The sequence below is a fragment of the Acinetobacter sp. P1(2023) genome, from assembly GCF_028367635.1.
Taxonomy (GTDB): Bacteria; Pseudomonadota; Gammaproteobacteria; order Pseudomonadales; family Moraxellaceae; genus Acinetobacter; species Acinetobacter pittii_E.
Genome location: NZ_JAQNDD010000015.1, coordinates 36,505 through 50,486 on the forward strand (window position 1 = coordinate 36,505; position 13,982 = coordinate 50,486).

General features: G+C 39.3%; 12 protein-coding genes. 8 read left to right on the forward strand and 4 right to left on the reverse strand.

Going from position 1 to position 13,982, the window contains the following annotated elements:
• Positions 1–13: 13 nt before the first annotated feature.
• The 3 genes from gyrB to POD11_RS16990 all read left to right on the forward strand — a co-directional run bounded on the left by gyrB (position 14) and on the right by POD11_RS16990 (position 3,961).
• Positions 14–2,482: a DNA topoisomerase (ATP-hydrolyzing) subunit B gene (gene gyrB / locus POD11_RS16980; protein WP_016142635.1), complete on the forward strand. Its 2,469-nt coding sequence runs from the start codon at positions 14–16 to the stop codon at positions 2,480–2,482.
• 35 nt (positions 2,483–2,517) lie between these two features.
• Positions 2,518–2,910, forward strand: coding sequence for a cytochrome b562 (gene cybC / locus POD11_RS16985; RefSeq protein WP_262458064.1), 393 nt, complete (start codon positions 2,518–2,520; stop codon positions 2,908–2,910).
• 124 nt (positions 2,911–3,034) lie between these two features.
• Positions 3,035–3,961: a hypothetical protein gene (locus POD11_RS16990; RefSeq protein ID WP_262458065.1), complete on the forward strand. Its 927-nt coding sequence runs from the start codon at positions 3,035–3,037 to the stop codon at positions 3,959–3,961.
• A gap of 48 nt (positions 3,962–4,009) precedes the next feature.
• Here POD11_RS16990 and POD11_RS16995 read toward each other — a convergent pair whose 3' ends face one another.
• On the reverse strand, positions 4,010–5,938 hold the full coding sequence (locus POD11_RS16995) for an ATP-binding cassette domain-containing protein (RefSeq protein ID WP_262458067.1): 1,929 nt from the start codon (positions 5,936–5,938) through the stop codon (positions 4,010–4,012).
• Positions 5,939–6,191: 253 nt separating this feature from the next.
• Here POD11_RS16995 and POD11_RS17000 point away from each other — a divergent pair, with 253 nt between their 5' ends.
• From POD11_RS17000 to erpA, 4 genes are all read left to right on the forward strand, one after another.
• On the forward strand, positions 6,192–7,196 hold the full coding sequence (locus tag POD11_RS17000) for a putative solute-binding protein (RefSeq protein ID WP_262458068.1): 1,005 nt from the start codon (positions 6,192–6,194) through the stop codon (positions 7,194–7,196).
• 255 nt (positions 7,197–7,451) lie between these two features.
• Complete coding sequence (locus tag POD11_RS17005; RefSeq protein ID WP_002115480.1) at positions 7,452–8,459, forward strand: putative solute-binding protein; 1,008 nt, start codon at positions 7,452–7,454, stop codon at positions 8,457–8,459.
• A gap of 353 nt (positions 8,460–8,812) precedes the next feature.
• Positions 8,813–9,817, forward strand: coding sequence for a putative solute-binding protein (locus tag POD11_RS17010; RefSeq protein WP_239969260.1), 1,005 nt, complete (start codon positions 8,813–8,815; stop codon positions 9,815–9,817).
• Between the two features lie 124 nt (positions 9,818–9,941).
• Positions 9,942–10,277: an iron-sulfur cluster insertion protein ErpA gene (gene erpA, locus POD11_RS17015; protein ID WP_002115421.1), complete on the forward strand. Its 336-nt coding sequence runs from the start codon at positions 9,942–9,944 to the stop codon at positions 10,275–10,277.
• Between the two features lie 59 nt (positions 10,278–10,336).
• Here erpA and POD11_RS17020 read toward each other — a convergent pair whose 3' ends face one another.
• Positions 10,337–11,179 (reverse strand): alpha/beta fold hydrolase, encoded by an 843-nt coding sequence (locus POD11_RS17020; RefSeq protein WP_262458071.1) that lies wholly within the window; start codon positions 11,177–11,179, stop codon positions 10,337–10,339.
• Positions 11,180–11,306: 127 nt separating this feature from the next.
• The gene (locus POD11_RS17025; protein ID WP_262446714.1) at positions 11,307–12,434 is read right to left on the reverse strand and encodes an anhydro-N-acetylmuramic acid kinase; all 1,128 of its coding nucleotides are present in this window, start codon (positions 12,432–12,434) and stop codon (positions 11,307–11,309) included.
• A 61-nt stretch (positions 12,435–12,495) separates the two neighbouring features.
• On the opposite strand from POD11_RS17025, the gene tyrS reads away from it, so the two are divergent.
• Positions 12,496–13,728 (forward strand): tyrosine--tRNA ligase, encoded by a 1,233-nt coding sequence (tyrS, locus tag POD11_RS17030; protein WP_025470410.1) that lies wholly within the window; start codon positions 12,496–12,498, stop codon positions 13,726–13,728.
• A gap of 45 nt (positions 13,729–13,773) precedes the next feature.
• Here tyrS and POD11_RS17035 read toward each other — a convergent pair.
• Positions 13,774–13,982: hypothetical protein (locus POD11_RS17035; protein WP_271743818.1), on the reverse strand; the 209-nt coding region annotated here is incomplete at its 5' end.

Below are 13,982 nucleotides of genomic sequence, written 5' to 3' on the forward strand. Positions count from 1 at the left end.
CTAGGGAGAAACCATGAGTTCAGAGTCTCAATCAGCCTCTCAAACAGAACAAACCAATGAAAAGGCTTATGATTCCTCTAGTATTAAAGTATTACGTGGATTAGATGCAGTTCGTAAACGTCCGGGGATGTATATTGGGGATACAGACGACGGTACCGGTTTACACCATATGGTATTCGAGGTTGTTGATAATGCAATCGATGAAGCTTTAGCGGGACATTGTGATGAAATTATTGTCACGATTCACGAAGATGAATCGGTAAGTGTTTCCGACAATGGTCGTGGTATTCCAACCGATATTCACCCTGAAGAGGGGGTTTCTGCAGCAGAAGTAATTCTTACGATCTTGCACGCAGGCGGTAAGTTTGACGACAACAGCTATAAAGTTTCAGGTGGTTTGCACGGCGTCGGTGTTTCGGTTGTAAATGCGCTTTCAAGTAAATTGCATTTAATTATTAATCGCGCTGGCCAAGTGCACGAACAAGAATATCATCACGGTGATCCGCAATATCCATTACGTGTAATTGGTGAAACGGATAAGAGTGGTACAACGGTACGTTTTTGGCCAAGTGAACTAACTTTTAGTCAAACCATTTTTAACGTTGAAATTTTAGCGCGTCGTTTACGTGAGCTTTCATTTTTAAACGCGGGCGTGCGCATTGTTTTACGTGATGAACGTATTAACCTTGAGCATGTATATGACTACGAAGGTGGTTTATCTGAGTTTGTAAAATACATTAACGAAGGTAAAACTCATCTAAATGAGATTTTTCATTTCACTGCAGATACCGAAAATGGTATTGGTGTAGAAGTTGCATTGCAGTGGAACGAAAGTTATCAAGAAAATGTGCGTTGTTTTACCAACAATATTCCTCAAAAAGATGGTGGTACGCATTTAGCTGGTTTCCGTGCGGCTTTAACACGTGGTCTTAATCAATATCTTGAAAATGAAAACATTCTCAAGAAAGAAAAAGTCAATGTGACAGGTGATGATGCTCGTGAAGGTTTAACGGCGATTATTTCGGTCAAAGTACCTGATCCGAAATTCTCATCTCAAACGAAAGAGAAACTGGTATCGAGTGAAGTAAAACCAGCGGTTGAGCAAGCAATGAACAAAGAGTTCTCTGCTTACTTACTTGAAAATCCACAAGCTGCAAAATCGATTGCCGGTAAAATTATTGATGCTGCACGTGCACGTGATGCTGCGCGTAAAGCTCGTGAAATGACGCGTCGTAAGAGTGCACTTGATATTGCTGGTTTACCAGGTAAATTGGCAGATTGTCAGGAAAAAGACCCAGCACTTTCTGAATTATATCTAGTCGAGGGTGACTCTGCGGGCGGTAGTGCTAAGCAAGGTCGTAACCGTAAGATGCAGGCTATTTTACCGTTGAAAGGGAAAATCCTGAACGTTGAACGTGCACGCTTTGACAAAATGATTTCAAGTCAGGAAGTGGGTACTTTAATCACTGCACTTGGCTGTGGTATTGGTCGTGAAGAATATAATCCTGATAAGCTTCGTTATCATAAAATCATTATCATGACCGATGCTGACGTCGATGGTTCACACATCCGTACCTTGTTGTTAACCTTCTTCTTCCGTCAAATGCCGGAATTGGTTGAGCGTGGACACATTTATATTGCTCAGCCACCTTTGTATAAATTGAAGAAAGGTAAACAAGAACAATACATCAAAGATAATGATGCATTAGAAACGTATCTCATCTCAAATGCGATTGATGAGCTATCTTTGCATACCAATGCTGAAGCTCCAGCAATTACAGGTGAAGCACTTGCGAAAGTGATTCAGGATTATCAAGTTTCACAAAAGAGCTTACAGCGCTTAACTTTACGTTATCCAGCTAGCTTACTGGATGCTTTACTTGAAGTAGAAGCATTCAAGAGCGATCAGAACCACGATGAAGCTTATGTACAACAATGGGCTGATCAGGTACGCGATATCATTACCAGATTACAACCAAGCTTACGTCCAGAAATCTCTTTAGAGGCATTTGAGCGTGAAAATGCTCAGGGTGAAAAATCTGCACATTACTGGCCACGTATTACGGTGTATGTACATAACTTGCCACATGCGTACTTGCTTGATGCAGCTTTATTGAATTCGGCTGAATATGCACGGTTGTTGAAAAACTCGAAGAGTTGGTTCACTTTACTTGAAGATGGTGCTTATTTACAAAAAGGTGATCGCCGTATTCAAGTGGCCAACTTCCATCAAGTTTGGCAACATATTTTGCAAGATTCACGCCGCGGTATGATGATCCAACGCTACAAAGGTCTTGGAGAGATGAATGCTGAGCAGCTGTGGGAAACAACAATGGATCCTGAAAACCGTAATATGTTGCAGGTGACCATTGATGATGCGATTGAAGCAGATCGTATGTTCTCTTGTTTAATGGGTGATGATGTTGAACCACGTCGTGCATTCATCGAAGAGAATGCTTTAAATGCGGATATTGATGCTTAATTCATAACATGATTCTAAATCAGTCTAGGGAGAGAATGATGAGTCAGAAATTATTAGCTAGTCTGTTAATTTCATGTGCGATTTTAGGAAGTTCTGCTGTTTCGGCGGCAGACCTAGAAACGAATATGAAAACTTTAGCTAAGAGTACTAAAGCATTTGCTGAAGCGAAAGATATTGATAACGCGAAACAACAGCTTGTTGTAATGCGTGAAGCAGCTGTTTCTTCTAAGCAATATTTACCACATAAACTTGAAGGTTTGCCTTCAGAAAATGTACAGGTAAAAGAGTATCAAGCTGGTTTAGATCAGCTTGTTGCTGAGATTGATAAAGTAACTGCTTTGGTTGAGCAAGGACAATTAGATCAAGCCAAAACTGAAGCAATCAATTTAGTCACAATACGAAATGAAAATCATAAAAAATTTAGATAATTGTTTATGATGATTAAAGAAAAGGCTTTGTTTAGTTTAAGACAAAGCCTTTTTTTTGGTAAGGACTGAAATTTTAAACTGCTATTTAAGTGGTAGTTTTTATTTATACCAAGAGAATATAATTTTGAAAAAAACTCACATACTCTTATGCATTGGGATCATTTTTTTTAATTGTTTATTTCAACTGCATGCTGCGATAGCCCCCACCTTTTACGGAAAATTAGTATTTCATCGTTATAGTGATTATGACGCATGGGACAGTAAGCTTTATTTGTATAACTTCACAACACAGCAGACTACATTACTGGGTACAAATTGGAAAATTGACCATATGATGAATGGCCATTTCTCTCCAGATGGAAAATGGTTAACTTTCATGGGAGTGAACTCTGGGCAGCATTATGGCGATGCATGGGATGTATATGTTTGGAAAGTCGGAAGCACTGAGTTACCTATTAACTTAACTCAGGGTAATAATAAGCGCGATGAAGATCCTAAATTTATAGATAATCAACGTATTATTTTTAAACAAAATGGCGATTTAAAAATCGTCAAAATGACTGATCGGACGATGACTTCTGTCACGCAAAATGGTTGGGATATAGAAGAGTCGATGCCTTATCCAATGGTGAATACTACTCAAATCTTATATGCGAAAGGTGCTGGAAATAATTCTCGAATTTTCAGTATTGATCAGTCGGGTGCCTATGATATACAGCTGACCAATATCGCTTCATACTATCCAATATGGTGGCAAGGAAGTCGCTTCTTATATGTACGCTGGTACAGTCCAACAAATGCTCATGATCAGGTCTATATTTATGATATGGCGAATAAACAAACCACACGTTTGCCATTTAACAGTACTAATTATGATACTTCCGACCCAGCTCCTTTAGATCAGCGTTACATGGTAGTGTCTCTTGCAGGACAAACAGGAAGTCGAGGAGGTTATGATTTATATATCGCTGACAGTCTATCAAGCAATGTTTGGCCTTTACCGATCAATACCAATTTAAATGAATTAGGGGCTTTTTATACGCCTTACTAATCAATAAAAAGCCGATTAAGAAATCGGCTTTTTATTTTAGAAAATAGATTAATCAAAAGAAGCTTCCATCTCTTCCAATTCCATCATGAGTTCTAATAGCTGCTCTTCATATTGTTCAAGTTTAGCTTTTAGCTCTGTCTGTTCATTCATAAGTTTGAGCAAATCATCCTTACGTGCCGAGTCATATAAAGAAGTATCTGCCAAGGATTCTTCAATTTTGGCAAGCTGCGGTTGTAGCTTTTCAATTTGAGACTCAACTTTTTCAATATTCTTACGAATAGGTCGAGTCTGTTCACGACGACGAGCCGCTTCTTTACGCTGCGCTTCTTTATCAACTTTAGCAGGCGCAGGAGCGGCAGAAGATGAGTTAGTCTGTGCTATAGCAGTCTGAGCATTAATTTGTTGCTGGCGTGCTTCACGTAGCCATTTAGCATAATCCTGTAAATCACCTTCGAATTCAGTACATTTACCGCCGTGTACTAAAAGAAGCTCGTCACAAACGCTTGCAATGAGTTGGCGTTCATGGGAAACCAGAACGACAGCTCCTTCGAAATCTTGTAATGCCATGCTCAGCGCATGACGCATATCAAGATCTAAATGGTTGGTCGGTTCATCGAGAATTAAAACATTTGGACGCTGCCATACAATGAGTGCTAGGGCTAAACGAGCGCGTTCTCCACCAGAAAAGCTTTCACATGGCGTATCCATGCGTTCACCACTAAAGCCAAAACTACCCAAGAATGAACGTAGGGTGGCTTCACTAATTTGTTTATCTGCTATACGGGCAAGCTGTAGCATTGGACTAGCATTGCCATCTAAAGCATCCATTTGGTGCTGTGCAAAGTAACCAATGTTAAGCAGCTCGGAAGCTTTACGTTCACCTGCCAAGAGTGGTAAATCACCAACCAAACTTTTAATTAGTGTTGACTTACCTGCGCCGTTCATCCCAAGCAAACCAATACGTGAGTTTGGTGTAATTTGTAATCTGATTTTTGCAGCTATTTGCTTACCACCATAACCAATGCTGGCATTGTCTAAAGTCAGCAAAGGAGAGCTCATTTTGGTCGGTTCACGGAAACTAAAAGTAAACGGCGTATCAATGTGAGCGGGTGCAAGTTGCTGCATGCGTTCAAGTTGTTTAATACGACTTTGTGCCTGACGAGCTTTAGTCGCTTTTGCTTTAAAACGGTCAATAAACTTTTGTAGATGAGCACGTGTTTCTTGCTGCTTCTCAAAAGCTTGTTGCTGCTGGGCAAGACGTTCACTACGTGTGGTTTCAAATGTAGAGTAGTTTCCAGTGTAAAGCGTGAGTTCTTGATTTTCGATGTGAAGAATATGATCTGTAATCGCATCTAAAAAGTCACGGTCATGCGAAATGAGGATGAGAGTACCTTCATAGGCTTTAAGCCAATCTTCTAACCACAAAATTGCATCCAAGTCTAAGTGGTTGGTTGGTTCGTCGAGTAAGAGTAAATCTGAACGACTCATCAATGTACGCGCCAAATTTAAACGCATACGCCATCCACCTGAGAAACTCTCAACGTTTAAACGTAACTGATTTTCTAGAAAACCAAGACCCGCCATGAGCTGAGCAGCTTTAGATGGAGCTGAATAACCATGAATTTCATCAAAGCGACCATGCAATTTAGCCAGTTCAAAATCAGTCAGTTGATCGGGTTGAGCAAGCTTATTTTGAATATCCCAAAACTCTTCATCACCTGAAAGAACAAAATCAATTGCAGGCATATCTAGGGCTTTTACTTCTTGCGCCATATGCGCCACGGTCCAGCCTGTCGGACGAGTAAGTGAACCTTCGTCTGCACCTAAACTGCCAAGTAATGCAGCAAATAAAGTCGATTTACCTGCACCATTTACCCCAGTTAGACCAATCTTCCAACCTGGGTGTAATTGCATAGACGCTTTTTGAAATAGAACACGTCCACCGCGGCGTAAAGAAACTTGGTCAAATTGAATCATCTTATTGTATCGAGGTGAGTTAGGGATGCTGTATTTTAAAGAGAACTGCCGATGAAAACAAAACATTCCGGATTTTAGTGAGCAGCTGTTAATAATTGCATGTATCAAGATAGCCTAAATTTCGCTATTCATCCGAAATTTCCAAAATATTGAACAAGATAGAACATATTTAAAAAAATGTGGCTAAAATAAAAACAGTTTAAAGTTTGGTTGATTAATGAGCTACTAATAAAACTAGACTAAGGAAAGTCAAATGAAAAAAAGATTGGGGATAATTAGTGCAGTATTTTGCTGTGCTATGGGAACAGCACATGCAGGACAAAATGTGTGCGTGTTTGATTTATTAGGAAAGTCAGGTGAATCCTATAAAATGATGGAAGAGTGGGCGCTTGCGGCGAAAGAGTGGCAAGCAGATATCACTTTAATTCCATTTCAAGATGAAGGTTTGGTTGACCGTAGATTACGTGAGGGTAAATGTGATGCCGCATATATGACCTCCATGCGGGCGCGAAATTACAATAAATTTGCAGGTTCAATTGATGCGATTGGTGGGGTAACCAGTAATGCAATTGCCCAAAAAGCTATTAGTTACGTTTTAGATAAACGTAATAAACATCGCATGGTGACAGCACAAAATGGAACCAATTACGAAGTCGTTGGTATTGTCCAAATTGGATTGGCTTATTTATTTGTGAGGGATAAAAACCTCAATTCAATTGAAAAAGTACGTGGAACTAAGTTTGCTATTTTGCAATATGACGCAGCGCAGAAAATTATGGTGGAAAGTGTAGGTGCCCAGCCTATTCCTTCAGAAATTACCGATTTTGTGAAAAAGTTTAATAGTGGACAAGTCGATGCAATTGCTGCGCCAGCTTATGCTTATAAACCTTTAGAGATTGGTAAAGGCGTTGGAGTGAAAGGGGCAATGTTTACTTTTCCCGTAGTTAACGTTACGGGAGATTTAGTTGCTCGAAGTGATAAGTTCCCCACAGATTTCGGTATAAAGTCGCGTGCTTGGTTTATACAACAATTACCTCAGAATTTTGCCATGATAAAACGGCTAGAAATGGGCGTCCCCTCAAAAATAAAAATGAATTTTTCAGCAGAAGATAAAACCAAGTATCAAAAAATTTTACGCGAAGGCCGCCTCAGCTTAACAAAACAAGGTGTATATGATGCAACCATGATGAGTGTGCTTAAGCGTGCTCGCTGTACAGTTGAACGGACAAATTTTGAATGTACGCTCAATGGGGAGTAGTTTATTTTTTAAACACAAAAACGCTACATATATTTCAAACCTGAATATGGGTATGAAAATTGTGAATATAAAAAGTAACTTATGGAAAGTTAGTCATTTTTGCCCCTAATAAATAATTTAAATTGAACAAACAATGGTTCAATGAGATAAAAATATTTGAGTAAAAGCTCTATTTTTTTCTAAAAAACATGATTAATATCTGTGTTTGAAAGGAAACTTCAAACAAAAAATCTGTTCCGTGGAAGGATGAAGAAAATGAAAAAAATCGTACTTGCTATGGCTGCCGCTTCTGTTGTTGGTTTTTCTGCTTCAGCGCAAGCAGCGAGTACCGTATGTGTATTCGACCTCTTAGGAAAAGCAGGCGACTCATATAAAATGATGGAAGAATGGGCTCTTGCTGCAAAAGGCTGGGGTACTGAAATTAACTTAGTTCCTCGTCAGGACGAGGCTGTTGCTGATAATGATTTTAAAGCGGGTAAATGTGATGCTGTAGCAATGACAGCAATGCGTGCACGCCAATATAATAAATTTGCAGGATCTATCGACTCACTCGGTGGTGTTCCAAACAACCAAATCGCTCAACGTGCAATTACTTATGTATTAGATGCGCGTAATGCAGCAAAAATGACCACAAATATGGGTGGTAAAAAATACGAAGTTGCTGGTATTTCTCCGCTAGGTTCAGCATTCATCTTCGTACGTGACAAAAACATTAACTCTGTTGAAAAAGCTGCGGGTAAAAAATTCGCTGTATTAGGTTATGACGATGCACAAAAAATTATGGTGCAGCGTGTAGGTGCTCAAGCAGTTCTTTCTGATATCTCAAACTTTGCTGCTAAATTTAACAATGGTCAGGTAGATATGGTAGGTGCGCCTGCTTATGCTTACAAACCATTAGAGTTAAACAAAGGTTTGGGTGCAAACGGTGTAATGTGGAACTTCCCTGTATTACACGTTACAGCAGATCTAGTATTACGTTCTGATAAATTCCCAGCTGGTTTTGGTCAAAAATCTCGTGACTGGTTTGTTAAACAGTTACCGAAGAGCTTTGCAATGATCAACCGTTTAGAAGCGCAAATTCCTGGCAAATACAAAATGAATTTAAGTGCTGAAGACAAACTTAAGTATCAAAAAATGTTGCGTGATGGTCGTATGGACTTAACTAAACGCGGTGTTTACGATGCTGGAATGATGTCTGTATTGAAAAAAGCACGTTGTTCTGTAGACAAGGCTAACTTTGAATGTTCAATGCCTGGTGAATAATCCTAATTTTTTTCAGAAAGCCTAGACCTAGTTCTAGGCTTTTTGTTTTATGTGTGCTGTCAATTCTGCCATTGTGGTTAGTTAGAAAGACGTTAAGCTAAATTTAGATAAAAACTTCATAAGGAAACATGAAGGGTATAAAAATGGATTAAGGACTTGAGTGATTAAAATAATTGCTAATAGATAGGTCAATCTCTGTCTATTTTTCATGGAAATAAAATCATAAAAGCAAATAGGGTCTATACAAATATTCCATCATGATTTTTATATGAGGCCTATCCGATTCATACCTGATCGGTGTGAAATTTCTTGGTATCGAAAAACAAAAACTCCACAAGGAAAGGAAAAAGAATATGCAATTTTCCAAAATGCTATTACTTGCGATGGGACTTACCACAGTTTCTTTTGCAGCTCAGGCTAAACAAACAGTATGTGTTTTTGACTTCGTTGGTAAAAATGGCGATGTCTATGCACTGATGAAGGATTATCAACTTGCCGCTAAAAACTGGGGCGCTGATATCGAACTTAAAGTAAACCAGAATGAAGCCGTGATTGCTGAAGATTTTAAAGCGGGTAAGTGTGATGGTATCAGTGTATCAGGGATGCGTGGCCGCCAATTTAACTCATTTACTGGGTCATTAGACGCGATCGGGGCCATTCCTGACCTCAAGCTTGCTGTAAAAGTGATGCAAGGTTTAGCAAGTCCGACTTTTAGTAAATATATGGTTAATGGACGCTATGAGGTTGTTGGTGTTATCCCAGTTGGTGATGCTTATCTTTTGGTAAATGATCGCAGCATCAATACAGTAGCGAAAGCTGCAGGTAAGAAAATTGCTGTTCTTGACTATGATGAAGCACAAAAAATTATGGTTCAGCAGGTCGGGGCACAGGCTGTGAGTGCTGATGTAACAAATTTCGGTGCGAAATTTAATAACCATCAAGTTGATATTATTGGTGCGCCAGCAGCAGCATTTAAACCTTTGGAACTACAAAAAGGTTTAGGAACTAAAGGTGCAATTGTGAACTATCCGATCTTACAGGTCACAGGAAATATTATTATCCGTCCCGACAAGTTTCCGGCTGGTTTTGGCCAGAAATCTAGAGAATGGGTTTCAGGTCAGCTACCACGTGCTTTTACGATCTTGGGTAAAATGAAAGCTGATATTCCACAAAAATACTGGATGGAGGTTCCGGCTGCCGATAAACCAGGCTACCAAAAACTCATGCGTGAGTCTCGAATTAACCTTACACAACGTGGTGTATACGATAAACGCATGATGAAACTACTATGGCAATTCCGTTGTAAGCAAGATGCGAAAAACTTCGAATGTGGCTTACAAGACGAGAATTACAAATAATCTTGATAAAAATACTCAAGATTCGCTTTAAACTTCGAAGACAGACCCTATATTGATTATGCTATACTCAATATAGGGTCTTTTTTATTTTGAAAGGCACAGCAAAATCCGAGGAACAATCATCATGAATGCCCAAGCTCTAGTTTTGACAGATAATGCTGCCAATAAGGTACGCCAACTCCGTGATAGTGAAGGGAATGACGATCTCATGTTACGTGTATATGTAACAGGAGGCGGGTGTTCAGGGTTTTCGTATGGCTTCAATTTTGCTGAAAGCGTAAATGAAGATGATGCAGAATTCGTAAATGGCGATGTGAAAATGCTGGTTGACTCATTAAGCTACCAATACCTCATTGGTTCAGTAGTTGACTACGTAGAGGGTCTAGAGGGTTCGCGTTTTATCGTACAAAACCCGAATGCAACAACAACATGTGGTTGTGGTTCTTCATTCTCGATTTAACAGAATTTTAAAATTTAAAAACCTCTCCATGACGAGAGGTTTTTTTATTGAGCAAATTATTATTTTTCACGGACAGATTCTAAAAAAAATTGCACGAGTTCAGGTGCATTCTGATAAGGAATCCAATGCGACGCATCCATAAAAACTGCGTCATAACTATTTTTAAAATAACGTGAGTTTAGCTCGGCACTTTTTTCTGTGATGGCAATATCATGTTTACCCCAAATAAAAAGAGTGGGGACGTCTATGGCTTTAAATGGATTTTGAGGTTTGTCCCAAAAAAAGCCACGATACCAATTCAACGCCGTCGTTAATCTATTTTCCTTTATAAACTCAGCCTCGAATATTTCAATTTGCTGCTTAGTCATGCCAGATGATTTAAGAAATGTACGGCCCAATTTAGGTAACTTTTTAAATAAAAGCTCGGGCAGAATCGGTAGCTGAAAAATTGCAAAATAATAAGATTTAAAAAGTTGTCTACTGCTTAAACAAGCTTTTAAAAAAGCGGCTTGATGGGGGACAGAAACTAAAGTGAGATGTTGAATATATTGTGGATACTTCATCGCAACGCCCGAAGCGATTGCCGAACCCCAGTCATGCCCCATTAAATAAACTGGCTGACCCAACTGCTTAATTAAACTGGCCACATCTTCTACAAGTTCACTTAGTGAATATTGAAATCGGCTTTGAGGCCTAGCATTTAAACTATAACCGCGTTGATGGATCGCAAGCGTTCTAAATTGATGCTGATGCAATAACTCAGAGGTTCGCTCCCAACTATGGGCAGTTTCTGGAAAACCATGTAATAAAACAACGATTGGACCATCTATAGGGCCTGAATCAATTACATCGAATGTCCAAGCTTCATGTTTATATTGATGAATACGTTTGGTCAGATCCATAAAAACATGCCTTAAATTATTTTTGTTGGCATTTATCATGAGTTTTTATGCTCATTTAAATAACAGCATTTCGGGTCAGTAAATGTGCTATGAGGTCGAATCTGACCAATCAAATCGATAAATAGCTTTATACCGCCGTGATCGTACCTAGAATTCTGAAATCCGAAGCACCTGTTACCGCTGGTAAATTACCACTTAAACCCTCTACAAAACGCATAGCTAACCATGCAAATGCGGTAGCCTCGACCCAAGTAGGGGAAAGTCCCAAAACATCTGTAGGTTGAACAGACCAATTGTGCTTACGTAAACGCCAGCGTAATTGTTCTAATAAATAAGAGTTATAAGCACCGCCACCACAAACATACACTTCGCCTGTTTCCATTTCAGAGCGATAAATCGCTTTTTGAATAGCACGCACAGTAAGTTTTAATAAGGTTGCCTGGATGTTTTCAGGTGTATCTTCTAACTCATCATAAGTTAAATCATTTCGCCAATCGATTAACTGGTCATCTAGCCAGTCAATATTAAAGTCTTCACGTCCTGTGCTCTTAGGCGGTTCTTTAGAAAAATACTCATGAGCATAAAGACGGTCGAGTAAAGAGCGAATAGGGTGACCATAAGCAGCCCAGTCGCCATTTTCATCATATGGATGACCTGTATGGCGATGGCACCATGCATCCATCAAAATATTTGCAGGACCTGTATCAAAACCAAATACGCCGTCACTGTTATTGGCAGGCAGCATACTCACATTGGCAATCCCACCTAAATTCAGAATCACACGATGAATACTTGGATGTTGAAATAATGCTTGATGGAAAGCTGGAACTAATGGTGCGCCTTGGCCCCCCGCTGCCATATCTCTACGACGAAAATCTGAAACGACCGGAATTTGAGTAATTTCAGTAATAATATTTGGATCACCAATTTGTAGCGTAAAGCCATGTTCTGGACGATGACGAATAGTTTGTCCATGCGAACCAATTGCTTTTATCTGACTACGGTCTAATTGGTGCTTTTCAATGAGAGTATTAATCCCATCACCAATCATTTTGGCTAGAGCAACATCAGCTTTACCCATGCGGTCAATTTCATTGTCATCGGGTAAAGTTAATGCCATAAGCTCATCACGTAACTCGGGTTCGAATGGAACTGTAAGTGTGGCATGAAGCTGTAGTGGCTCAAATGAAGCCGCAACAATATCCACACCATCCATACTAGTGCCAGTCATTACGCCGATATAGATTGCGCTCATATGCAACTTCCCCTGCAAGACGCTGAAAAAATGTTAGTATATCGCACAAATTGAATAACTGATGTGTTTAGGTTTTGTGATGTCAAATTTCTTGCCCGCCGAAGAACAGCTTGCCCTCATCCAACGAGGCACGCACGAAATTATTTCAGAAGAAGATTTACTGAAAAAGCTTAAAGAGAATCGCCCTCTTAAAATTAAAGCTGGTTTTGACCCTACAGCACCAGATTTACATTTAGGCCATACGGTTCTTATTAACAAACTAAAAACTTTCCAAGATTTGGGCCATGAAGTTACCTTCTTGATTGGTGACTATACAGCGATGATCGGTGACCCAACTGGTAAAAGTGCAACTCGTCCGCCGTTGTCACGTGAACAAGTAGAAGCTAACGCTAAAACTTATCAAGAACAAGTTTTCAAAATATTAGACCCAAATAAAACAAAAGTACGTTTTAACTCAGAATGGTTTAATCAAAAGTCTGCTGCTGACCTTATCCAATTGGCAAGCCAGCAAACTGTATCTCGCATGTTAGAGCGTGATGACTTTACAAAGCGTTATAGCAACCATCAGCCGATTGCAATTCATGAGTTTTTATATCCTTTAGTTCAAGGTTATGACTCAATTGCGCTTGAAGCTGACGTTGAGTTAGGCGGTACAGACCAAACCTTTAACTTACTTATGGGTCGTACTTTACAAAGCCGTTATGGCCAAGAATCTCAAGTGTGTATCACTGTGCCGATTCTAGAAGGTCTAGATGGTGTAAATAAAATGTCTAAATCTTTAGGTAACTATATTGGTGTATTTGATACACCAGGGGCAATGTACCAAAAAGTTTTATCAATGCCAGACTCTTTAATCGAACGCTATTTCGATTTATTAAGTTTCAAATCTCTTGATGAGATCAAAGCTTTATTAGATGAAATTGCTGCTGGTCGTAATCCACAAGAAGTAAAACGTATTCTTGCACTTGAGCTCGTTGAACGCTTCCATGATGCAGAAGCTGCTGCTAATGCCCATAAGAGTGCGGGTAACCGTATTACAGAAGGTGAAGTACCTGAAGATACACCGGAAGTAACTATTTCACGTGGTGAATTTGGTGGAGAAATATTTATTGCTACCATTTTACGTGTAGCAGGCCTAAATCCGAATGCAGCTGCGGCTAAAGATGCAGTAGCTCGTGGCGCAGTTAAAGTTGACTGGAACGCGGTTGATGCAAGCTTCTCTGTAAAAGAAAATGGCAGCTTTATTATTCAATCGGGTAAAAAAGCAATTGCACGTGTAATTTTCACTGATTAATAAGAAAGTTATATAGTGATAAAAGCAGGAGTAATCCTGCTTTTTTTATTTTAGAGTTACCAAAGTAATTAAGCGTTCCACGTGGAACCATCTAGATATAATTAATAATAAAAGGAGTATGGTAAAAAATAAGAAGAAATATAAAGCAGAGTAGAGTGTTTGCTCTATTATTTCTTTGGAATCTTTGGAATCTTTGGAATCTTTGGAATCTTTGGAATCTTTGGAATCTTTGGAATCTTTGGAATCTTTGGAAT

Bases quoted from the DNA above. Each gene is read 5' to 3' on its own strand.
- gyrB (WP_016142635.1), top strand. From the start codon at position 14: ATGAGTTCAGAGTCTCAATCAGCCTCTCAAACAGAACAAACCAATGAA.
- cybC (WP_262458064.1), top strand. From the start codon at position 2,518: ATGATGAGTCAGAAATTATTAGCTAGTCTGTTAATTTCATGTGCGATT.
- POD11_RS16995 (WP_262458067.1), bottom strand. From the start codon at position 5,938: ATGATTCAATTTGACCAAGTTTCTTTACGCCGCGGTGGACGTGTTCTA.
- POD11_RS17000 (WP_262458068.1), top strand. From the start codon at position 6,192: ATGAAAAAAAGATTGGGGATAATTAGTGCAGTATTTTGCTGTGCTATG.
- POD11_RS17005 (WP_002115480.1), top strand. From the start codon at position 7,452: ATGAAAAAAATCGTACTTGCTATGGCTGCCGCTTCTGTTGTTGGTTTT.
- POD11_RS17010 (WP_239969260.1), top strand. From the start codon at position 8,813: ATGCAATTTTCCAAAATGCTATTACTTGCGATGGGACTTACCACAGTT.
- erpA (WP_002115421.1), top strand. From the start codon at position 9,942: ATGAATGCCCAAGCTCTAGTTTTGACAGATAATGCTGCCAATAAGGTA.
- POD11_RS17020 (WP_262458071.1), bottom strand. From the start codon at position 11,179: ATGGATCTGACCAAACGTATTCATCAATATAAACATGAAGCTTGGACA.
- POD11_RS17025 (WP_262446714.1), bottom strand. From the start codon at position 12,434: ATGAGCGCAATCTATATCGGCGTAATGACTGGCACTAGTATGGATGGT.
- tyrS (WP_025470410.1), top strand. From the start codon at position 12,496: ATGTGTTTAGGTTTTGTGATGTCAAATTTCTTGCCCGCCGAAGAACAG.